This window comes from Streptomyces sp. TRM68416 (assembly GCF_014596915.1).
Taxonomy (GTDB): Bacteria; Actinomycetota; Actinomycetes; order Streptomycetales; family Streptomycetaceae; genus Streptomyces.
Map to the genome: position 1 here is coordinate 94,684 of NZ_JACVWU010000003.1, position 23,109 is coordinate 117,792.

The 23,109-nt window shown below is 70.9% G+C and carries 13 protein-coding genes; 5 read left to right on the forward strand and 8 right to left on the reverse strand.

What is annotated here, in order from left to right; all coding sequences use genetic code 11:
- Positions 1 to 2: 2 nt before the first annotated feature.
- The 5 genes from ICC28_RS05900 to ICC28_RS05920 all read left to right on the forward strand — a co-directional run bounded on the left by ICC28_RS05900 (position 3) and on the right by ICC28_RS05920 (position 13,995).
- Positions 3 to 6,659: a type I polyketide synthase gene (locus ICC28_RS05900; RefSeq protein ID WP_188287330.1), complete on the forward strand. Its 6,657-nt coding sequence runs from the start codon at positions 3 to 5 to the stop codon at positions 6,657 to 6,659.
- A gap of 102 nt (positions 6,660 to 6,761) precedes the next feature.
- Positions 6,762 to 8,273 carry an MFS transporter gene (locus ICC28_RS05905; RefSeq protein ID WP_188287331.1) on the forward strand — a complete coding sequence of 504 codons (1,512 nt, stop codon included), beginning with the start codon at positions 6,762 to 6,764 and terminating at the stop codon, positions 8,271 to 8,273.
- 213 nt (positions 8,274 to 8,486) lie between these two features.
- Positions 8,487 to 10,223: an NAD(P)/FAD-dependent oxidoreductase gene (locus ICC28_RS05910; RefSeq protein WP_188287332.1), complete on the forward strand. Its 1,737-nt coding sequence runs from the start codon at positions 8,487 to 8,489 to the stop codon at positions 10,221 to 10,223.
- A gap of 57 nt (positions 10,224 to 10,280) precedes the next feature.
- Positions 10,281 to 11,960 carry an NAD(P)/FAD-dependent oxidoreductase gene (locus tag ICC28_RS05915; protein ID WP_188287333.1) on the forward strand — a complete coding sequence of 560 codons (1,680 nt, stop codon included), beginning with the start codon at positions 10,281 to 10,283 and terminating at the stop codon, positions 11,958 to 11,960.
- A 352-nt stretch (positions 11,961 to 12,312) separates the two neighbouring features.
- Positions 12,313 to 13,995: an NAD(P)/FAD-dependent oxidoreductase gene (locus ICC28_RS05920; RefSeq protein ID WP_188287334.1), complete on the forward strand. Its 1,683-nt coding sequence runs from the start codon at positions 12,313 to 12,315 to the stop codon at positions 13,993 to 13,995.
- Positions 13,996 to 14,055: 60 nt separating this feature from the next.
- On the opposite strand, the gene ICC28_RS05925 is transcribed toward ICC28_RS05920, so the two are convergent.
- The 8 genes from ICC28_RS05925 to ICC28_RS05960 all read right to left on the reverse strand — a co-directional run bounded on the left by ICC28_RS05925 (position 14,056) and on the right by ICC28_RS05960 (position 23,090).
- Positions 14,056 to 14,799: an ABC transporter ATP-binding protein gene (locus ICC28_RS05925; protein ID WP_188287335.1), complete on the reverse strand. Its 744-nt coding sequence runs from the start codon at positions 14,797 to 14,799 to the stop codon at positions 14,056 to 14,058.
- Positions 14,800 to 14,836: 37 nt separating this feature from the next.
- Positions 14,837 to 15,574 (reverse strand): ABC transporter permease, encoded by a 738-nt coding sequence (locus ICC28_RS05930; RefSeq protein ID WP_188287336.1) that lies wholly within the window; start codon positions 15,572 to 15,574, stop codon positions 14,837 to 14,839.
- Positions 15,575 to 15,596: 22 nt separating this feature from the next.
- Positions 15,597 to 16,337: an ABC transporter permease gene (locus ICC28_RS05935; RefSeq protein ID WP_188287337.1), complete on the reverse strand. Its 741-nt coding sequence runs from the start codon at positions 16,335 to 16,337 to the stop codon at positions 15,597 to 15,599.
- Positions 16,338 to 16,387: 50 nt separating this feature from the next.
- Complete coding sequence (locus ICC28_RS05940) at positions 16,388 to 18,058, reverse strand: NAD(P)/FAD-dependent oxidoreductase (protein ID WP_188287338.1); 1,671 nt, start codon at positions 18,056 to 18,058, stop codon at positions 16,388 to 16,390.
- Positions 18,059 to 18,092: 34 nt separating this feature from the next.
- Complete coding sequence (locus ICC28_RS05945; protein ID WP_188287339.1) at positions 18,093 to 19,838, reverse strand: NAD(P)/FAD-dependent oxidoreductase; 1,746 nt, start codon at positions 19,836 to 19,838, stop codon at positions 18,093 to 18,095.
- Between the two features lie 119 nt (positions 19,839 to 19,957).
- Positions 19,958 to 20,455: a flavin reductase family protein gene (locus ICC28_RS05950; RefSeq protein ID WP_223188443.1), complete on the reverse strand. Its 498-nt coding sequence runs from the start codon at positions 20,453 to 20,455 to the stop codon at positions 19,958 to 19,960.
- 20 nt (positions 20,456 to 20,475) lie between these two features.
- Complete coding sequence (locus ICC28_RS05955) at positions 20,476 to 21,957, reverse strand: amino acid adenylation domain-containing protein (protein WP_188287340.1); 1,482 nt, start codon at positions 21,955 to 21,957, stop codon at positions 20,476 to 20,478.
- Positions 21,954 to 23,090, reverse strand: coding sequence for an acyl-CoA dehydrogenase family protein (locus ICC28_RS05960; protein WP_188287341.1), 1,137 nt, complete (start codon positions 23,088 to 23,090; stop codon positions 21,954 to 21,956). The genes ICC28_RS05955 and ICC28_RS05960 overlap by 4 nt, the downstream gene beginning before the upstream one ends.
- Between the last annotated feature and the right edge of the window lie 19 nt (positions 23,091 to 23,109).

The window sequence follows — 23,109 nt, forward strand, 5'->3', positions numbered from 1 at the left end:
CCATGACGACCCCGGACTACCGGGCCAAACTCGTCGAAGCCGTCCGCACCATCGAAAAGCTCCAGACCCAGCTGACGAAGACCCGCAGCCGGACCCTGGACGAGCCGATCGCCGTCATCGGCGTCGGCTGCCGGCTGCCGGGCGGCGCCGACGGACCCGAGTCGCTGTGGCGGATGCTGGCCGACGGCACCGACACCATCCGGGAGTTCCCGGCGGAGCGCGGCGACGCGCAGGCGGTCTTCGACGACGACCCCGACCAGCCCGGCAAGGCGTACGTCACCCAGGGCGGCTTCCTCGACGAGCGCGTCGACCTGTTCGAGCCGGGCGTGTTCGGCATCTCGCCGCGCGAGGCCGTCGGCATGGACCCGCAGCAGCGGCTCACGCTGGAGGTGGCCTGGGAGGCCCTGGAGCGGGCCGGCTACGCCCCCGACCGGCTGACCGGCAGCGCCACCGGCGTCTACTTCGGTGTCTCCACCACCGACTACGCCCGGCTCCGGCAGAGCGAGGGCGACATCCGGGACGTCGACGCCTACCAGCTCGTCGGCGAGCCCAGCTTCGTCGCCGGCCGGATCTCCTACACCCTCGGTCTGATGGGACCGAGCAAGGTCGTCGACACGACCTGCTCCTCGTCCCTGGTCGCACTGCACGAGGCCTGCCAGGACCTGCGCACCGGCGAGTGCGACATGGCGCTGGCCGGCGGGGTGAACCTGATGCTCTCCCCGTACGGCTTCGTGATGATGAGCAAGTTCGGCGGGCTCTCCCCGGACGGCCGCTGCAAGACCTTCGACGCGGGCGCCAACGGGTACGTGCGCGGCGAGGGTGCCGGTGTCGTCGTCCTCAAGCGCTGGTCCGACGCCCAGCGCGACGGCGACCCGGTGCTCGCCCTGGTGCGCGGCTCGGCCGTCAACCACGACGGGCGCAGCAGCGGTCTGACCGTGCCCAACCCGGCCGCCCAGCAGGGCGTCATCCGGGGCGCCCTGGAGCAGGCGGGCATCGCCCCCGGCGACGTGGACTACGTGGAGGCGCACGGCACCGGCACCGCGCTCGGCGACCCGATCGAGCTGCGCGCCCTGGAGGCCGTCATCGGCCGCAACCGGCCCGCGGGAAGCCCGCTGAAGGTCGGCTCGATCAAGACCAACATCGGACACCTGGAGTCGGCGGCCGGCATCGCGGGCGTCCTGAAGCTGGTCCTCGCCCTCCAGCACGGCGAACTGCCGCCGCACCTGCACTTCAACGACCCCAACCCGAACGTCGACTGGGGCAAGCTGCACATCGAGGTCACCAAGGACGGCGGCCCCTGGGGCTCCACCGGCGACCGCCCCCGCATCGGCGGCATCAGCAGCTTCGGCGCGAGCGGCACCAATGCCCACGCCGTCATCAGCGCCGTACCGCAGAAGGCCGTGTCCGAGGCGGACGACGGGCGGCCCGAGGTGCTGACGCTGTCCGCGAACTCCCCGCAGGGGCTCGCCGAGCTGGCCGGCCGGTACGGCTCCCATCTGCGCGTCACCTCCGACGCGCTCGCGGACGTCTGCTGGACCAGCCAGGTCGGCCGGTCCCGGCAGCGGCACGGTCTTGCCGTCACCGGCTCCACCGCCGGTGAACTCGCCGACACGCTGGAGGCGTTCGCGCGCGGCGAGCGGCTCTCCGGCGGGGTCACCGCCGAACTGCCCGTGCACAAGCACCGCAAGACGGCGTGGCTGTTCACGGGCCAGGGTTCCCAGTACGCCGGGATGGCGCGCGGGCTGGCCGACGAGCCCGCCTTCCGTGCTCCGTTCGACGAGGCCGCCGCCCTCTTCGACGAGCACCTGGAGCGCCCGCTGGCCTCCGTGGTCTGGCCGGAGGCCGGCGGGGACTCACCCGTCGACGACACCCGCTACACCCAGCCGGCCCTGTTCGCCGTCGAGTACGCGCTCGCCCGCATGTGGCAGTCCTGGGGTCTGAGGCCCAGCGGGCTGCTCGGCCACAGCATCGGCGGCATCGTCGCCGCCTGCGTCGCGGGCGTCTTCGACCTGCCCGACGCGGTACGGCTGGTCGCGGCCCGCGCCGCCCTGATGGCCGCGCTGCCGGCCGGCGGTGCGATGGCCGCCCTGGACTGCGACGAGGCAACGGCCCGCGCGGCGATCGCCGGCTACCGCGACACCGTGTCGCTGGCCGGGGTCAACGGCCCCTCCAGCGTGGTGATCTCGGGTGCCGCGGCCGACGTGGACGCGGTGCGCACGGCGCTGGAACGGCGCGGCACGCGCACCACCCGGCTGACCGTCAGCCACGCCTTCCACTCCCCGCTGCTGGCGCCGATGCTGGCGGACTTCCGCGAGGTCGCCGAGTCGCTGACCTACCGCATGCCGACCCTGCCGCTGGTCTCCGACCACACCGGCCGCCCCTGGACCGCCGAGGACAGCGGGCCGGAGTACTGGGTGCGGCACGCGGCCGGCACCGTGCGCTTCCACGACGGCCTCACCGCCCTGCACGCCGAGGGCGCCCGTACCTTCCTGGAGATCGGCCCCGCCCCGGTGCTCAGCGGCATCGGGGAGCGCACCGGCCTGGACGGCGACTGCACCTTCGTGCCGTCGCTGTACCGGCCGAGGGCCGGCGCACCCGAGGACCGCACCGCCGTCCAGCGGGCGCTGGGTCTGCTGCATCTGCGCGGCGAGACCGTGGACTGGACGGCGGTGCACTCGGGTTCCGGCCGCACTCCTCGACGCGTGGCCCTGCCGGTCACCCCGTGGCACGGCGACCGGTACTGGTACGAGCCGCGCCGGGAGACCGCCCCGAAGGCCAGCGGCGTCCGGCTGCCGCACATCGGGGTACGGCTGCACAGCGCCGTACCCACCTACGAACTCCAGCTGGACGACCCGAACTGGGACCGCCACGCGCGCACCGGCTCGGACGGCTTCCGCTTCCTGCCCGTCGGCTCGCTGGGCCGGGTGGCGCGGGAGGCGGCCGGGGACGCGCTCGGCGGCGCGTGGAGCTGCATCGAGAAGCTCGACGTCCGGCAGCGCATCCCGATGAACCGCGACGGCCGGGTGCTCCAGATCACCGTCACCACGGACGACGACGGCTGCGCGATCGTCGACCTGCTCAGCCAGAGTCCGGCCGAGGCGGCCGCGGGAGCGCCCTGGACGCTGCACGCGCACTCCGTGCTGCGGCGCCGGGCGAGCACCCGCTCACGCCACTCCGGCGGCACCGCGCCGACCCTCGCCGGGCACGAGTACGGCGACGAACTCCACTACGAGACGGCCTCGTTGTCGGACGCCCTGATCGGGTCCGTCATCTCCGCGCACCGCGGCGACGCGGGTGTGCTGGTCGCCCTCGACCAGGACAGCGGCGAACTGGCCGACCACGCCGTGGCGGTCTTCGACGCGGCCGTCGCCGCGCTCTCCTGGGACGCGGGCCTGACCGAGGCGGGCTTCACCCGCCGGGTCGTCGAGGCCACGCTCGACTCGCTGCACAACGCCCGGTACGTGCGCGCCATCGCCCAGCCCGGCAAGGAGCCCGGCACGGCCTGCGGCAGCATCGACCTGTTCGCCGAGGACGGCGCCTACCTGGGCGGCATCCGCGAACTCCAGGTCGTCGGCGAACCGGCGACGGCCGCGGCCGCCCCGGCGCCCTGGCGGCACCCGGAGGAGCTGCTGACCCGGCTGGAGTGGCAGGAGAGCGAACCGGCCCCCGCCGAGCCGGAGTTGTCCGGCCAGGGCTGGCTGCTGATCCCCGACCGCACCGGCACCGCACGCCGGCTGGCGACGGCGCTGCGGGCCCGCGGCGCGCACTGCCGGATCGAGGAGTCCGGCGCGCCGGACCTCGACGACTGGCTGCGCGGGCTGCCCGAAGGGGTCACCCCGCACCGGGTGGTGCTGATGACCGGCCTGGACGCGCCGCGCCCGGACGCCGCCGACGCCGAGTCGCTCACCGCGTTCCGGGACCGCGCCGAACTGGCCGCCGTCGCCCTGGTCCAGGGCCTGACGGCCCGGTCGGCCTGCACCAGGACCGGGCTCAGCCTGGTCACCCGCGGGGCCGTGCCCGCGCTGCCGGAGCAGGGCGTGCCCCAGCCGTTCGCCGGAACGCTGTGGGGACTCGGCCGGGTGGTCGCGCTGGAGCACCCCGAGCACTGGGCCGGCGCGGTCGACCTCGACCCGGAGGCCGGGGAGAGCGACGAGGGCGCGGCGCTGGCCGACGCGCTCGCCGACACCGCGGCCGAGGACCAGCAGGCGCTGCGCGGCGGCGGCCGCCGGGTGGCCCGGCTGGTGAAGCTGACGCTCACCGAGGAGGAACTGCGGCGCAGGCCGCGCATCGACCGCTCGGGCACGTATCTGATCACGGGCGCGTTCGGCGGCATCGGCCAGGTGCTGGCCCGGAACCTGGCCGAACACGGCGCGGGCAAAATCGTTCTCCTCGGCCGTACGCCGCTGCCGCCCCGTCGGCAGTGGAACGACCCGACCCTCACCGGTTCCGTGCGCGAACGCGTCGACTTCGTGACGTCGCTGGAGGCGACCGGGGTACTGGTCGAGGTGGTGGCCGCCGACGTTTGCGACGTCGAGGAGATGCTGCCGGTGATGCAGGGTCTGGCGACCGGTCTGATGCCGCTGCGCGGGGTGATCCACGCGGCGGGCACCTCCGTACCGCAGTTCCTGCGGGACATCCCGGTCTCCGATCCGCAGGACTACGACGCGGTGTGGCGACCCAAGATCGTCGGCGGCTGGCTGATGCACCAGCTGACCGAGGGGCTCGAGCTCGACTTCTTCCTGGGCTTCTCCTCGATCGCCGCCACCTGGGGCTCGCAGCACCTGACCAGCTACGCCGCCGCCAACTCCTTCCTCGACGCGCTCGCCGAGTACCGCAAGGCGCAGGGGCTGGCCGCGCTGACGGTCAGCTGGGGCCCGTGGGAGCTGGCGTCCAACCTGTTCGGCGCGGACGTCCTGGAGTTCCTGACCTCCACCGGTCTGCGCACGCTGTCCGCCCCGCAGTGCCTGCGGCTGCTGGACGCGCTGCTCGCCGGGGACGCGCCGCAGGCCGTGGTCTGCGCCGCCGACTGGTCGGTGTACAAGCCGGTCATGGAGGCGCGGGCGGACCGGCCCGTGCTGCGGACCGTCGAGATCGACGAGGGCACCGGCGGCGGCACCTCCACGGCGGTGCTCCAGGCCCTGGAGGGCGCCGCCCCGGCCGGGCGGGCGACCGTGCTGACGGGCTATCTCCAGCAAGTGCTGGGCGAGGTGCTCGCGGTGCCGCCGGAGACGGTGGTGCCGGAGGCGGACGTGATGTCGCACGGCCTGGACTCGCTGATGGTGATGGAGGTCGTCAAGCGCTGCAAGGGCGATCTGGGCATCAGCGTGCGGCCGGGACAGTTCTTCGAGCGGACCACGCTGGAGGACTGGGTGCGGCTGCTCGACACCGAGTTGGGCGGCGACGGGGAGGGCACGCCGCAGCCGGCCGCGGACATGACGGAACCGGAGCTCATCGCCGCGGACGTCGCGCTCGACCCGGCCATCGTGCCGGCCGGCCCGGTCGGCGACGGCTACACCGACCCGCACCATGTGCTGCTCACCGGCGCCACCGGCTTCCTCGGCGCCTACCTCCTGGACGAGCTGCTCGCCACCACCGGGGCCGTCGTGCACTGCCTGGTCCGGTGCGACGAACCGGCGGCGGGCCTGGCCCGGGTCCGGCAGAACCTGGAGCAGTACCTCCCCTGGCGCGAGGACGCCGAGAAGCGGATCAGGGTCGTGCCCGGTGACCTCGCCAAGCCGCGACTGGGCCTGTCGCAGGAGGACTTCGAGCGGCTGGCCGGTTCGCTGGACGCCGTCTACCACAACGGCGCCTGGGTCAACTTCTCCTACACCTACGACCAGTTGCGCGCCGCGAACCTGGGCGGCACCGAGGAGATCCTGCGCCTGGCCTGCGCGGGCCCGCGGCAGATCCCGGTGTCGTACGTGTCGACGTACGGCATCTGGGGCATCCCCGCCGACGGCCGGAGCGTGATCGCCGAGGACGACGACATCATGGGTGCCGGCAAGCTGGTGACCGGCTATGTGCAGACCAAGTGGGCGGCGGAGCTGCTGGTGCGCCAGGCGCAGGAGCGCGGCATCCCGGTCGATGTGCACCGGCCGGGCCGGGTGCTCGGCGACTCGCGCACCGGGGCCTGTCTGACCACGCACTTCACCACCCGGGTCATCAAGGGCTGTGTCCAGCTGGGCAAGGCTCCGGACCTCGATCTGGAGATCGAGATGACCCCGGTCGACTACGTCACCTCGGCCCTGGTGCGGATCTCCGGGCAGCCGCACGCATTCGGGCGGACGTACCACCTCGTCAATCGCAAGAAGGCCGCTTTCAAGGAGCTGCTGCTGGCGATGGAGCGGTACGGCTGGGATTTCCGGACCGTCGCGGTGGAGGAGTGGTGGAGCACGCTCCAGGAGTCGTTCGCCGTGCAGGACAACGAACTCCACCCGGTGATGGGCGTGGTGGAGGAGTTCGTCGTGGGCGGCGAGGAGGCCATCGACTACGACGCCACGCACACCGTCCAGGCCCTGGAGGGCTCGGGGATCGCTTGTCCCCCGCTCGACGAGTCCCTGCTGTCGCTCTATTTCCGCTGGATGGTCCAAACGGGGTACTTGCCTGCGCCGTCGCGCGCGGAGAATAATTCATGGCAGGATGAATCCATCAACGGGTGAATTCTGTCGCGGTGAGTCCGCCGCCCTGGCGGGCGGGCCGTTCGGCCGAGCAACAGTCCCGCGCAAGGTCGCGGAACACGACGGAGAAAGGCATCTCCCCCCATGACCACATCCGAAGACCGGGTCCCCGGCGGTACCGCCGTCGGAGCGGCCCCGTTAGCGAACCCCAAGCGTTGGACGGCCCTCGTCTTCATCTGCCTGGCGCAGCTGATGGTGGTTCTCGACATCACGATCGTGAACATCGCACTGCCGGAGATGCAGGCCGACCTGGCGTTCTCGAGCGAGAACCGGCAGTGGGTCGTCACTTCGTACACCCTGGCCTTCGGCAGCCTCCTGCTGCTCGGCGGCCGCATCGCGGACTACACGGGCCGCAAGCGCGCCTTCGTGATCGCGCTGGCCGGCTTCGCCCTGGCCTCCTGCCTCGGCGGGGCGGCGGGCAACATCGAACTGCTGCTGACCGCGCGTGCCCTCCAGGGCGTGTTCGGAGCCCTGCTCGCCCCGACCGCGCTCTCGCTGATCTCTGTCAACTTCACCGACCAGAAGGAACGGGCCAAGGCGTTCAGCATCTTCGGCGGCATCGTCGCCAGCGGCGCCGTCATCGGCCTGCTGCTCGGTGGTCTGCTCACCGAGTACCTGGACTGGCGCTGGTGCATGTACGTCAACGCACCGATCGCCGTGATCGCCGCGTTCGGTGTGCTGTACCTCGGTCCGGAGCAGCGTGCCGCGGTGCGGGCCAGGTTCGACATCCCCGGCGTGCTGCTGGTCACCAGCGGCCTCGTCAGCATCGTGTACGCGTGCAGCGAGGCCGAGTCCGAGGGCTGGGGCTCCGGCCTGGTGCTGGGCCTGTTCGCCCTCGGCGCGCTCCTGCTGCTGGCGTTCGTCGCGGTGGAGTCCCGCTCCAGCCACCCGCTGCTGCCGCTGCGGGTGATCACCGACCGTACCCGGGGCAGCGCCTACCTCGCGGTGGGCGTGGCAATGATCGCCATGCTCGGCGCGCTGTTCTTCCTGACCTTCTACCTCCAGCTGGTCAAGGGGTACTCGCCGGTGGAGACCGGACTGGCCTTCCTGCCGCTGCCGCTCGGCGTCGGCATGTTCGCCGGCGGGCTGTCCACCAAGCTGATCCCCAAGGCGCCGCCGCGTGCCCTGGTGGTGCCCGGCATGCTCATCGCGTCCTGCGCGCTCTTCTGGCTGGCCGCGCTGGAGCCGGACTCCTCGTACTGGGCCATGGTCATGCCCGCCCTGTACATCCAGGGTGCCGGTATGGGTCTGGTGATCGCGCCCGCGATGAACTACGCCACCTACCGGATCGCCGACGAGGACGCGGGTGTGGCCTCCGGGTCCGTCAACACCGCACAGCAGATCGGCGGTTCCATCGGTACGGCGCTGCTCTCCACCCTGGCGGCGGACGCGGCCTCGGAGTACCTGGCCGAGCGCGCCGCGCAGGGCAAGGATCCGGCCGTGGTGCACGCGGCCATGACGGAAGGGTTCACCACGGCCTTCACCTGGGCCGCCGTGATCATGGTCTTCGGTGCGGTGATCATCGCCGCGCTGATGAACACGCCGAAGCCCAACCCGGGTGAGGTCGAGGGATCGCCCATGGCCCACATGGGCTGACGGTTCGCTCGGCACCACCAGCGCGACGGCCGGCTCCGCCCCTCCGGGCGGAGTCCGGTCGTCGCGTTTTCCGTCTGCCCGCACGGCTCCGACCGGCCGTGGACACGAGCCCCGCGGCCGGTCCAGTTGGCCCCGATTCGCACGTGAGTGGAGCTTGAGCCTCTGGCCATAGGTTGGCCGGAACGGATGCCCGGATCGACCAAGGAGAGGCTCATGCCGACTCGCTCGAAGCACCCCACGGCGCCGCAGTACGACGTGGCCATCCTGGGGTCGGGCCTGGCGGGCACCACGCTGGCCGCCTGCCTCGCCCGCAATGGCGCGAAGGTGCTCGTCCTCGACGCGGGCACCCACCCCCGTTTCGCCATTGGTGAGTCCACCATCCCGTACACCTCGATGCTGATGCGGCTGGTCAGCGAGCGGTACGACGTGCCCGAGATCAAGTGGCTCACCACCTTCGAGTCCGTCCAGTCGAAGATCTCCACCAACTGTGGTGTGAAGCGCAACTTCGGCTTCCTCTACCACCGTGAGGGCGCCCGCCAGAACCCCCTGGAGACCAACGAGTTCCCGATCCCGAAGATCACCCACACCGAGAACCACTTCTTCCGCCAGGACGTCGACGCCTGGATGCTGACCGTGGCCATCAAGTACGGCGCCGAGGTCCGCCAGCAGACGAAGATCGTCGACGCGGAGTTCGACGACGACGGCGTCACGGTCATACCGACGACCGGCGACCCGGTCCGGGTGAAGTTCGTGGTCGACGCGAGCGGCCACCGCTCCCCGCTGGCCGAGAAGTTCGGCCTGCGCGAGGAGCCCAGCCGACTGCGCCACCAGTCGCGCTCGCTGTTCACCCACATGATCAACGTGAAGCCCTACGAGGACACCGTCCCCAAGGACGCCCACAAGAACCCCAGCCCGTGGAGCCAGGGCACCCTGCACCACATGTTCGAGGGCGGCTGGATGTGGGTCATCCCCTTCGACAACCACCCGCGGGCCACCAACCCCCTGTGCAGTGTCGGCCTCAACCTCGACCCGCGCATCCACCCGACGCCGGACTGCTCCCCCGAGGAGGAGTTCCGCAGATTCATCGCCAAGTACCCGGACATCGCCCCCCAGTTCGAGAACGCCATCGCGGTCCGTGACTGGGTGCGCACCGGGCGGCTGCAGTACTCCTCCAAGCAGACGGTCGGCTACCGCTGGTGCCTGACCTCGCACGCGGCTGGCTTCGTCGACGCGCTGTTCTCCCGCGGCCTGTCCAACACCATGGAGATCATCCACGCCCTCGGCTGGCGCCTGCTGGACGCCATCAAGGACGACGACTTCGCCGTGGAGCGGTTCGAGTACGTCCAGGAGCTGGAGCAGGGCCTCCTCGACTTCAACGACGACCTGGTCGCCAACGCCTACACCTCCACCGGCAGCTGGTTCCTCTGGAACGCCTACTTCCGCAGCTGGGTGCTCGCCACCGCGCTGGCCACCTTCGAGATCAACCGCGCCTACGCCCGCTTCCTGGAGGACCACGACCCGAAGGTCCTGGAGCGGCTGGAGCGCCAGGCGCCCGACGGGGCCGTCCCCGACTACGCGCCGGCCCGGAAGCTGCTCAAGGAGATGAGCGAGACGATCCAGGACGTCCACCACGGACGCCGGGAGCACCGCGAGGCCGCCGACCGCATCATCGAGCTGCTGGGCGAGGCCGACTTCATCCCGCCGGTGTTCGGCCTGGCCGACCCCGACAACCACTGGACCGAGGTCAACCCGCTGAAGCTGGCGCAGACCCTGCACTGGTCGCGGACCAGGGCACCCCGCGAGATCGGCGACCTGACCTGGGAAGGGCTCACGCTCTTCATGAAGAAGCGGTTCGACCGCGACGAGTTCCACCTCGCCGAGGAGTTCAAGCACATGGCCGCGGGCTGGCCGGTGATCGGGCGGGCCTTCCGGGTTCCCGAGCCCGAGTGACCCGCACCCGAACCGGTTCGTGAAGACCAGCAGCCCGACAAGCCAGAGGAGTTACCCGTGTCCGACAGCCCCGCCCTGGTCAGTGGACCGGCGCCGGTGTACGACGTGGCCATCCTGGGGTCCGGCATCGCCGGCTCCATGCTCGCCGCGGTCCTCGCCCGCAACGGCGTCAAGGTCCTGCTCCTGGACGCCTCCGCCCACCCGCGCTTCGCGATCGGCGAGTCCACCATCCCGTACACCCTGGTGTGCCTGCGCACCATCTCCGAGCGCTACGACGTGCCCGAGATCAAGACGCTGGCCACCTTCACCAACAGCACCAAGGTGCTCGGCCCCAAGTTCGGGGTGAAGAAGCACTTCAGCTTCCTGCTCCACCACGAGGGCCAGGACCAGGACCCCAAGGAAGTCAACCAGTTCGGCACCCCGGGTCTGCTGCACGAGGCGAGCCACCTGTACCGGCAGGACACCGACTCGTACATGTTCCACGTGGCCCTGAAGTACGGTGCCCACTCCCGGCAGAACTTCCGGGTCGCCGACGTCGACTTCGACGACAGCGGCGTCACCCTGAGCACCGCCGAGGGCGAGCAGTACCGCGCCCGGTACGTCGTGGACGCCAGCGGCTACCGCTCCCCCCTCGCCGAGAAGTTCAACCTGCGTGAGGACCCCTGCCGGTTCAGCCACCACTCGCGGTCCATGTGGAACCACATGACCCAGGTGCGGCCCACCGACGAGCTGTTCACCCACCGCGGCCCCGAGGACACCCCGCCCTCGCCCTGGTACCAGGGCACCGTGCACCACATGTTCGAGCGCGGCTGGTTCTGGGTGATCGGGTTCGACAACCACGAGTGGTCCCGCAACCCGCTGTGCAGCGTCGGCCTCACGCTCGACCCGCGCAAGTACCCCAAGTCGGCCGACATGACGCCGGAGCAGGAGTTCCACCACATCGCCTCCCGCTTCCCCGACATCGCCCGTCAGTACGAGGGCGCGCGTGCGGTGCGCAACTGGGTCTCCACCGACCGGCTCCAGTACTCCTCCCGGCAGTGCGCCGGCGACCGCTGGTTCCTGCTCTCCCACGCGGCCGGCTTCATCGACCCGCTGTACTCCCGCGGCCTGTCCAACACCGCCGAGGCCATCAACAGCCTCACCTGGCGCCTGCTGGAGGCCGTCAAGGACGACAACTTCTCCCGCGAGCGCTTCGACTACGTCGACAGGATGCAGCAGGGCCTGTTCGACTACAACGACTCGCTGGTCAACGCCTCCTTCATCTCCTGGAACGACTACGACCTGTGGACGGCCGTCTACCGGATGTGGGCCTGGGGCGCCAACGCGGGCACCTACCGGCTCTCCGAGGGCCTGTTCAAGTACTTCAAGGACGGCAACGAGCAGCACTTCAAGGACCTGGAGAAGGCCCCGCACCTCGGCCTGTACTGGCCGGACCACGAGGGCTACAAGGGCCTGTACGACCTCATGGTCGGGCAGGTGCTGGACTACGAGGCCGGCCGGACCACCGCGCGCGAGGCGGCCGACACGATCTACGAGCAGATCGAGGGCGCGAACTTCGTGCCGAAGAACTTCGGCTTCGCCGAGCGGGACCTGCGCTTCATGATCCCCGGCCCCAAGACGCTGCTGAAGACCGCGCGTTGGCTGCACACCGAGGCCGACCCGGTGGTCAAGCGGATGATGACCGGCAACGGGCGCGAGGCGATCAAGGCGAAGCTGAAGGGCAGGCGCATCTTCTGATGGCGCGCATGTCGCTCGGCCGGACGGACGCCGTCGCAGCCGGCGCGACATCCGCCCGCCCCGCTCCGGCCGGTCGCCCGTGCCGGCCGGAGCGGGACCGCCCCAGGGGCCGCCGGCGGCCGAGGCGCACCGTCGCCCCGGCGCCCGCGGCCCCCTCGCCGGCTGTGCCACCAGGGTCGCGACGAAACGCTCCCGCGGCCGCCGGCCGCGGCGCGACACCCTGTTCCCCCTCGTGGACACGGCCGGGGCCGACCGGTTCCCGGCCGGCCCGGAGCCCGGCGCGGCGCAGCGTCCGGACCACGGCCTCGCATGAGGGACCGGAGCGAACCGTGAACCGAGGGGAGTTGACTCCATGAAGATCAAACGAACCGTGCCCGCCACCGGCGACCGCACCGCTCCTCCCGCGGACCCCCGGGAGAAGTACGACGTCGCCGTGCTGGGCGCCACCATGGCGGGCGGACTGCTCGCCGCCGTCCTGGCCCGGCAGGGTGTCCGCGTGCTCGTGGTGCCGAGCGCCGAGGACCGCACCGAGCCCTCCGGCGAGACCACCGTGCCGTACACCGCCGAGGTCTTCCTGCTGCTGGCCAAGCGCTTCGACATCCCGGAGATCGCCGCCTTCGGCCTCTTCCCGGACCTGCCCGCGGACGTCCGCCGGGACAGCGGGATCAAGAAGAGCCTCGGCTTCCTCTACCACCGGCGGGGCCAGGCGCAGAACCCGGAGGAGAGCGTCCAGTTCAACGTCCCCGGCGAGCACGCCGAGTGGCACCTGGAGCGGCGCACCGTCGACGCCTACACCCAGCGCATCGCCCACCAGTACGGCGCCGTGGTGCTGCCGCACGGGGTGCACGTGACCGACGCGTGGACCGAGGACGACGGCGGGCGCGTCGAGACCGTCGACGGGCACGTCTGGAAGGCCCGCTACGTCGTGGACGTCAGCGGCCCCGGCTCCTTCCTGGTGGCGAGGAACGGCGGCGACGACCCCGAGCCGAGGCTCGGCCTGCGCTCCCGCGTCATCGCCACCCACATGACCGGGGTGGCCCCGTACGAGGAGGTGCGCTCCACCGCGGAGTACCCGCGCACCACCGCCTGGTCCGAGGGGACCGTCCACCATCTGTTCGACGGCGGCTGGATCCAGCTCGTCCGCTTCGACAACCACTCCGCCGGGGCCAACCCCGCCACCGGGGTCACGCTCAGCCTCGACCCCGGCCGCTGGGAGGGCCTCCCGGACGAGCCCGAGAAGGCGTTCCGGGCCGTGGTCGAGCAGTTCCCCGACCTGGACCGGCAGTTCGCCGGCGCCACGGCCGTACGGCCCTGGACCGATGTGCCGCTGTGGCAGCGGACCGCCGCCACCACCTACGGGGACCGCTGGTTCGCGCTGGAGCGGACCGCCGTGCGCAACGACCTGTTCCTGTCCCGGGACGTCACCATGGCCGCCGAGGTGGTGCACGCGCTGGCCGGCGTGCTGGTGCCGGCGGTGCGCCGCGACGACTTCTCCACCGCGCCGTTCGCCCGCGTCGCCGCCTTCCAGGACGAGCTGAGCGCCTTCAACGACCGGTGGCTGCGGTGCGCGCGCATCGCCGCCGGGGAGTTCCGGCTCTGGAACGCCTTCTCGCGTGTCTGGCTGCTGTGGCAGATCCTCGCCGACCTCTCGCTCAAGCGGGCCCGCCTGGACTGCGAGTCCAGCGCCGGACGGGACTGGACGCCGGTGGAGCGCTTCGAGCTGGGCGGCATCTGGTTCCACGTTCCCGAGGGGCTGCGGGATACCGTCGACCGGTCCCTGCGCAGCATCGAGCGGGTCGGCAAGGGAGAGCTCTCGCCGGTCTCGGCCGCCGACGGCATCTTCGCCGAGCTGAGCCGGGAGAAGTTCATCCCGCCGCTGTACGCCTTCGGCGACCCGGACGCCCGGGTGTACCACTTCACCCTGCCCAAGCGGCTGAAGATGCTCTGGTGGGTGAAGACCTCCGCCCCCGAGGACTTCCGCCGCCTGCTGACCCGCGACAACGTCACCTCGGTGACCTCGGCCTCGTCGCGATAGGCGCACACGACAGTGCCGCCGGCCCTCCGCGGAGGACCGGCGGCACTTCGTCGGCGCGGGTCAGGACCCGGTGCGGACCAGGTCCGGCGCGGCGGGCCGCTCCACCAGGCGCAGGAACGCCTCGTCGAGGTCGTCGGTACCGGCGACGGTACGCAGCTCGTCGGGGGTGCTGTCGGCGATGATCGTGCCCTCGCGGACCAGCAGGACCCGGTCGCAGCGGGCCGCCTCGTCCATGACGTGGCTGGACACCAGGATCGTCACGCCCGAGGTGCGGGCCAGTTCCCGGAAGTGCTCCCACAGGCCCCGGCGCAGCACCGGGTCCTGTCCGACGGTGGGCTCGTCGAGCACCAGCATCCTGGGCTCGGCGACCAGGGCGCAGGCCAGGCCCACCCGGGAGCGCTGCCCGCCGGAGAGCGTGCGCACGAGCTGGCCCGTGTACTTGGCCAGGTCCACCCGCTCGATCGCGGCGTCGGCGTGCGCGGCGCGCTTGCCGTACAGCGCCGCGAAGTGGCGGACGTTCTCCAGCACGCTCAGGTCCCCGTAGGTGCTGGGGGACTGGGTCACGTAGGCGACCTCACGGCGCAGGGCCGGGGTGCCCGCCGGGCGGCCGAGCACGCTCACCCGGCCGCTCACGGTCTTCTGCATGCCGACCACGCAGCGCATCAGGGTGGTCTTGCCGCTGCCGCTCGGGCCCAGCAGGCCGGTCACGGTTCCGGGCTCCACGGCGCAGCTCACCCGGTCCAGGATGAGTTTGCCGCCGCGGTGGACCACCAGGTCCTCTATCTGTACGGCTGGTGCGGTCATTGTTCCTCCAGTTGCCAGGGGCGGGAGCGGGGGCGGGTCACGCCGTACGGCGCTTGATGACGGCCGCCGCGCCGACGAGCGAGAGAGCGGTCAGGACGGACATGGCGGTCAGCTCGGTCACCAGCTCCATGCCGCCGTAGGAGTGCTCGCGGGCGGCGGTCATGGCGCGGGTGATGGGGGAGAACGGCATCCAGCGCTCCAGGCTCTGGAGCCAGTCGGACATCTTGGCGACCGGCCAGAACACCCCGCAGATGATCAGCTGCGGAACCATGAACCCGGGGACGAGCTGGGACGCCTGGCTCTCGGTCTGGCAGATGGCGCTGCACACCAGACCGAGAGCGGTGCCGAAGAGGGCGCAGAGCAGGGTGACCACACCCAGCAGCCACCACGGGCTCTCGGTCTGGACGCCGCCCAGCGAGTAGCCGAGGCCCACGGTGAACACGGCCTGGAACATGCAGATCACCAGGGAGGCCGCGAGATAGCCGCCGACCAGTTCCCGCCGTCCCGCCGGGGTGGCGAGGACGGCTTCCAGGGTGCCGCGGTTGCGCTCGCGCACGACCAGCGTGCTGGCGACCATGTACATGGACATTGCGGGGAAGACCCCGATCATCATCGCCCCGGTCGGGCTGAACGCCTCGCCGGAGTCGAAGAGGTAGCGCACGAAGACGACCAGGACACCCGGGACGACGGCGACGAAGGTACGGCTGCGGGTGTCCCGGAACACCTCGCGGAGCACGCGCAGCGCGATGGCTCGCGTGGCCGGTAGGGAGAACACGTCTTCCTCCTAGGGAGTACGGCTATGCGGTGCGGCGCCGGAACAGCGTGCCGATGCACGCGGCGCCGAGCGCGAGCACGAGGGCCACCGTCACGCTGGTGTTGAGCACCAGTTCGGAGGTGACGGACGAGTGGTGCTGCAGTTCCTCGATCGCGCTGATGGCGTACCGCCACGGCGCGACGGTGGCGATGACCTGCATCCAGCCCTCCATGTCCTCGTAGGGACGGAAGAGACCGGAGACCATGAGGTGCGGCAGCGCGACCGCGGGCAGCACCTTGGTCAGCTGCAGTTCGTCGTGGGCGAGGTTCACCACGAACAGGCCCAGTACGACGCCGAGGGCGCAGCTGAGCATGTCCATCAGGGCCACCGCCCACCAGCCGGCGGCGCTCTCCAGGCCGAGCAGGCCGTAGCTCAGCCACACCGTGATCGCGGTCTGTCCCAGTGCCGGGACGCTGAAGGCGAACACATAGCCGAGCAACAGGTCGACCCGCGTGACGGGGGCCGACAGCAGCAGTTCGAGCGAGCCCTTGTAGCGCTCCCGCTGCACCGCGAAGGCGGCGAAGAGGAATGCGGGTGCCGTCGGGAAGAGCCCCAGCACCAGCAGTCCGATCCGGTTGAAGGATTCGGGGTGGTCGGCCATCAGACCGGCGACGAGCACCATGACGAAGGCCGGGGAGAAGAGGAACAGGAACAACGTGCGGTAATCACGCCTGAGTTCCCGCAGAATCCTGTCGGTGATGTGCAGACAGTTGCGTGTGATCACGGCCGAAGGCCTTTCGAATACAGGGACGTTGACGTCGGGGCGCCGCGCGCTCAGAGGATGCGTCGGCCCCGGACCAGCTCTCGGCTGCTCTCCCGGAGGAATCCGAGCATCAGCCGGCGCACGTCGTCGGGTGCCTGTGTCGCGGCCCACCACATGGTCTTGGTGATCCGGCCCATCGTCGGGTTGATGAACCGCAGCTCGCGCTCCGTCCAGCCCCAGTGGCGCGGCACGAAGGCCGACTCCTGGATGCGTTCGTAGAGTTCGTCCGCGGCGTCGGGGCCGCTGATACGGCCCTCGGCGTAGTCGTCGCACCGGTCGACCATGGCGTTGAAGAGCTCGCTGTAGCCCTCGTGGTCGGACCAGTGCAGGCCCGGGTTCTCCACGCTCTCCAGCTCCAGCAGGTGCGACTCCTTGCCGTCCTTGCGCCAGCGCCGGAACGCCTCCAGGGCGCGGAACGTCCCCGCGTTCGACCCCCAGGCCCAGATCCGGAAGACCGCCGACCACAGCTCGTGGTGGGAGAAGGACTGGTAGGCCGCGTTCACCAGCTTGTCGTTGCCGTCGAACAGGGCCTGCTGCCTGCGGTCCACCCCGGCGAACCGGTCGGCGGAGAAGTCGTCGTCCCCGACCGCGCGCAGGATCCGCCAGGCGAGCACGTTCACCGCCTCGCAGGTGTTGTGCAGCCCGCGCGAGAACAGCGGGTCGATGAACGCCGCCGCGTGCGCGAGCAGCACCCACCGGTCGCCCACCGTGCGGGAGGAGGAGTACTGGAGCCGGTCGGTGGCCACCCACTCCCGCATGGGCTTGATGCCCTCGAACTGCCGGGCGATGTCGGGGTACCGGTTCACGTGGTACCAGAAGTCCTCCTCCACGCTCCGGTCCGCCGGCCGGGGGTACTTGCGCGGGTCGAGCGTGAGGCCGACGCTGCACAGCGGGTTGCGTGAACTGCGGTGGTTGTCGAAGGCGATCAGCCAGAACCAGCCGCGGTCGATGAGGTGGTGGACCGTGCCGTCGTACCAGGGCACCGGCGGGCTGTCCTCGCGCGGACGGCGGAAGACGTCGTCGGTCTTCGGTGTGTCGAGCATGTGGTTCCACATGGAGCGGGAGTGGTGCCGGAACCGGCACGGGTCCTCCCGCAGGCCGAACTTCTTGGCCAGCGGCGACTGGTAGCCGCTGGCGTCGACGACGTACCGGGCGCGGAACTGCTCGCCCGTCGCCGAGCTGCTCAGGGTGACCCCCGAGCCGTCGAAGTCGACGTCGTCGGCGAAGAAGCCGGTCCGGGTCTCGCAGCCGTAGCCGACCGCCACGTGGTACAGGTACGCGTCGGTGTCCTGGCGCAGCATGTGGGCGGCCGGATGCAGCAGCAGCTTCGGGAAGTTGAACATCGTCAGCTGGCGCGGATCCTGCGGCTTGCCCTCCTGGTGCGTGAGGAAACCGAAGTGGATCTTCTGCCCGTGGGACGCCGAGATGACCTTCTGGCAGCCGGTGAACGTGGAGACCGCCATGAGCTCGGGCACGTCGTAGCGCAGGGCCATCGTGCGCAGCGTCACGAGCATGTTGGGAATCGTCGACTCGCCGATCGCGAACTTGGGGTGCGACTTGGCGTCGAGCAGCAGGACCTTCGCCCCGTTGCGCGCCAGGATCGCCCCGAGCATCGAGCCGGCGAAGCCGGACCCGAGGATGGCGACGTCGTACAGTTGCTTCTCGTTCGGTGTGCGTGTCATCGCACACACCCCCTTGCCGGGCCGGGGCGGCCCGTCAGTACTTGTCGGGAGCGGGGACGCGCAGTCGGCGTCCGAGGAGCGGCCGGGCCGCCAACGCGTGCTTGATTTCCTCGCCGAGTTCGAACTCGCCTCTGCCCAGGCGCTTGCGCAGGAACAGGGTGAGCCCCTCGTGGGTGAGCCTGCCGATCTCCGGCGGGGCCTGGCGGCGCGCCCAGCGCAGGGTGGAGAGCACCCCTGCCGGGCTCAGGTCCAGGCACAGCCGGTCGGGGTCGGCGAGGCCGAAGCCGGGCGGGACGAAGTCGGCCTCCCGCAGCCGGGCCATGACGGTGTCGGCCGCGTCCCCTGCGTCGAGTTCGCCGCGTCCGACGGCCTGGCACAGCTCGCTCGTCTCGTGCAGCAGCTCCAGCACGGGGGCGTAGGGGGAGTCCTCCGCCAGCGCCTTGCCGCGCCACCAGGCGTGCTCCAGCGGTTCGAGCACCCCGGTGTCGCGGGTGTCGAGGTAGCGGGCGTAGGCGCGGCTGACCTCGAAGGTGGCGATGATCTGACCCAGCGCCCAGATCCGGAACCAGGCGTTCCAAAGACGCCAGTCGCCGAACGACACATACGCGTTGGCGCACAGGTCGTCGTTGAAGTCGAGCAGCCCCTGCTCCAGTTCCTGGAGGAAGGAGAAGCGCTCGACGGAGAAGTCGTCCTCGCGGATCGCGTCGAGGAGCCGGTGGGTCAGCGCGTGCAGGGTCTCCATGGTGTTGGACATGCCGCGCGAGAACAGTGGGTCCACGAAACCCGCTGCGTGCGAGGTCAGACACCAGCGCGGACCGACCGTCTGCCGGGGCGAGTACTGGAGCCGGTCCGTGCGCACCCAACTGCGCACCGGACGCGCACCCTCGAACTGGCGTGCTATGTCAGGATATTTCGCCAGGAAAAGGTTGAACTCTTCCTCGGGTGAGCAATCCGGCTCGGGGTGGACGCGCGGGTCCAGCAGGATCCCCACACTGCACAGCAGGTTGGTGGCCCGCGGGTGGTTGTCGAAGGGGATCACCCACATCCAGCCGCCCTCGAAGAGGTGGTGGAGCGTGCCCTCGTGGAAGCGGCTGGGGAACTTCGGACCGGCGGGCGCGGACTCGTCGAACGGGCGCACCCCGGTGAAGTGGTTGAACAGCGAGCGCGCGTGGTGGCGGAAGCGCGACGGCTCCTCGCGCAGCGCGAACTTGGAGGCCAGCACCGAGCGGTGGCCGCCGGCGTCCACGACGAACTTGGCGGCCACCCGGCCACCGGTGCCGAGCAACAGCTCCGCCCCCGAGTCGTCGAACTCGACGTCCACGACGGGCTGTTGCTGGCGGATGTGCGCCCCGTACTTCGCGGCCACCGTCAGCATCCAGGCGTCGGTGTCCTGCCGGAAGTAGTGGTTCTCGGTGTTGAGGACCTTGGGGATCTGGAAGAGGGTGCGCTCGCCGGGCACCTGGTGCTCGCCCTCGCGGTGGTAGGCGAAACCGAAGTTCCGCTTGACCCCGCACTGGGTGGTGACATGGGCGTAGACGCCCTCGAAGGTGGCGAGGTGCTTGATCTCCGGTACGTCGTACCGCTCGGCCATCAGCCGCATCATCATCGAGGTGAACGGGATGGTCGACTCGCCGATGGTGAACTTCGGGTGGGTACCCGCGTCGATCAGGACGACATCGGCGCCCTGGCGGGCGAGGCAGGCGGCGAGGATCGACCCCGCCACGCCGGATCCGATGATCGCGACGTCGTGTTGGTGGGATGGAGTGGATGTCTGGTGCATGTGCGAATCCCTTCGTGTGCCGGCCGTGCAGGCTCACTGTGGGAGTCGGAGTCAGGGCCGGCTCATGGGATGCCGAGAGCCCGGCACGGGCCGAGGCCCGCGCCGGGACGGGGGCCCTTTCAGGCCGCGTTGGGCAGCAGTCGTGCGTAACCGCCGCGCCAGTACGTGAGCGGGAATCGTTCCTCGGCCGAACCGCCGCCGACCACACGCCCGATGAGCAGCGTGTGGTCACCGGCCTCGACCGCGTCATGCAGTTCGCACTCGGCATGGCCGACCGTGACCTGGAGCAACGGCGTACCCGTTGCCGGTCCGGGCGACCAGCGCACCCGCTCGAACTTGTCCTGCGCCCCGGAGGCGAACAGCTGCGAAGCCGTCTGCCCCTGCGAGCCCAGGATGTTGACGGAGAAGGCGGCGCGGTCCAGCACCGCCTGCAGCGTCCCGCTGAGGTTGCTGACACTCGCCAGCACCAGCGGCGGGTCGACGGAGACACTGCACACCGCGGAGCAGGTCAGCCCGCGCGGCGCGTCGTCCTTGTCGAGGGTGGTGACGATGGAGACCCCGCTGGCCAGCGAGGCCATCACCGTCCGGAACAACTGGATGTCGACGGAGGGAGCCATGGTCGGCACGGAAGCCTGCATCACAGCTCACCGCCTTCCACGGCCGTGACGAGCGCGGCCCGGTGGAGTTTGCCGTTGGCAGTCCTCGGCAGATCCTCCGCGATGTGCAAGCGGTCTATGTTCATGTACGTGGGCAACCTTTCCGCACAACGGCGCTTGATGGCGAGCAGGGAAGGCCGCTGCCCCGGCGAGGGGACGACGACCGCGTGCAGTTGGGACGTGAGACCGGTGCCGATCACCAGAACCGTCACCTCGGCGACGGACTCGAGGGTGCCGATGGCCGCCTCGATCTCGCCCAGTTCGATCCGGTTGCCGCGCACCTTCACCATGTGGTCACGGCGCCCTACGTACTCCAGGTCGCCGTCCGGGCCCAGCCGGGCGATGTCACCGGTGCGGTACGCCCCCTCGTGCGGCGCCCTGCCCCAGTAGCCGAGCATCACCGTCGGGCCGGTCACGACGACCTCGCCCTCGCCGCCTTCCGGGCCGTCCAGCGTCACGGTGTCGCCCGAACAGGCCTTGCCGATCGGCAGCGGGGTCTCCCGCTCCAGGTCGGCCTCGGTCACCTCGTAGGAAGTGCAGACGTTGGTCTCGGTCGGGCCGTACCAGTTGAGCAGCCGCACGCCCGGCCAGGCCTTGCGCAGCTCCTGGACGTGGTGGATCGCGAACGGCTCACCGGCGAAGAGACAGACCCGCAGCGCGGACGGCGGCGGACCCTCCAGCAGCCCGCCCTCCCGCATCATCAGACTGATCGCCGACGGCACCGAGTACCACACGGTGATCAGCCGCTGCCGCATGAACTCGGCAAGCTGCAGGGGGGCGTAGGCCAGTTCCTCGGGGACCAGGTGCACCGAGGCACCCGAGGCGAAGGCGCCGTACAGGTCGAAGACGGACAGGTCGAAGTTGAACGGGGCGTGGTTCGACAGCCGGTCCGACGGGGTGAGCTGCAGCTCTTCCACCGCCCAGTCCACGAACGCCAGCGCGTTGCGGTGGCTGATCACCACGCCCTTGGGCTCGCCCGTGGAACCGGAGGTGTAGAGGATGTACGCCGGGTCGTCCGGCTCGTTGCGGTAGTGCTCCGGACGCGCGCCCTCCTCGGCCCGCTCCAGCAGCTCGGCGAACCCGGCGATCGGCGCCGCGTCCCAGTCCGCCGCCCGGGCCCGCTCCACCCCGCCCTCGTCGGCCACGACCAGTGCCGGCGAGCAGCCGGCGGCGATCCGGGCCACCCGCGCCGGCGGGTTGGAGCCGGTCACCGGCACGTACAGGGCGCCGATGCGCAGCGCCGCCTGCATCACCGCGATGGCGTCGACGCTCTTGTGGCTCCACACCACCACCCGGTCGCCCACACCGACCCCGCTCGCCAGCAGGGCGGCGGCGGCACGGTCCGCGAGACGGTCGAGCTTGCGGTAGTCCACGGGCCCGTCGGCCCCGTGCACCGCCACCGAATACGGATAGCGCCGGGCGGAGTCGTACAGCAGGCGGTGCAGGCTGACATTGGTGCTCATAGTCCCAGCTCCCTGGAGATGATGTCGCGCTGAATGTCCGATGTGCCGGAGAAGATGACCGAGGGAACCGCGTCCCTGAGAGCCGCCTCGATGCCCTCGTCACGCTGGTAGCCGCGGCCGCCGAAGAGGCGCACCGCGTCCATCGCCGTCGTGAGCACGCCCTCGGAGACGGCGAGCTTGGACAGGGCGATCCACAGGGTGGCCGGGCCGCCCCGGTCCATCTCCCAGGCCGCGCGGTAGAGCAGCAGCCGGGCGCTCTCCGTGCGCAGCTTCATGTCCGCGAGGCGGTGCGCGACGGCCTGGAACTGCGAGATCCGCCGGCCCGACTGCTTCCGGGTGCGGACGTGTTCGACGGCCCGGTCCAGCAGCCGGTCGGCGAGACCGAGGAAGCCGGCGAACAGACAGCACCGCTCCCAGCCCATCGAGTGCTGGAAGATGAAGCCGCCCTGGCCCTCCTCGCCGAGCACCTGCTCGTCCGGGACGAAGCAGTCCTCGAAGCGGATCCGGCCGGCCGGGACGTGCGACATGCCCATCTTCTCGAAGGGCTCGCCGATCGTCACACCCTTCGCCGAGCGCTCCACCACGAACCCGGTGACGCCCAGATAGCCCGCCTTCGGATCGGTGGTCGCATACGTGGTGAACACGTCGGCGGCCGGCCCGTTGGTGACGAAGCTCTTCTCGCCGTTCAGGATCCAGCCGCCGTCCGTGCGCTCCGCGACCGTCGCCAGCCGGGACACGTCGGAGCCCGCCTCGTCCTCCGTCATGGCGTTGCCCGCGATCAGCTCGCCCCGGCACATCCCGGGCAGGATCCGGGCCTTGAGCGCCGGGCTCGCGAAGTCGACCATCGGCATCGCGCAGGCGAACAGGTGCGCCGAGGCTCCGAAGACCAGGCCGGTGCGGGTGCAGCCCCGCCCGAGGGCCTCCACCTGGAGCGCGGTGTCCACGGCACCGAGGCCGCCACCGCCGTACTCGACGGGAACGGACAGACCGAGCAGGCCGAGCTTGCCCAGCTGCGTCCAGTCGTCCCGGTCGTAGTAGCCGGTCCCCTCGGAGTCGGCCGGGAACGCCTCGCGTACGGCGGCCAGGGTCCGGTCGTATGCCTGCCGCTGTTCCTCGGTCCAGGCGAAGTCCATGGCGATTGCCTGCCTTTCG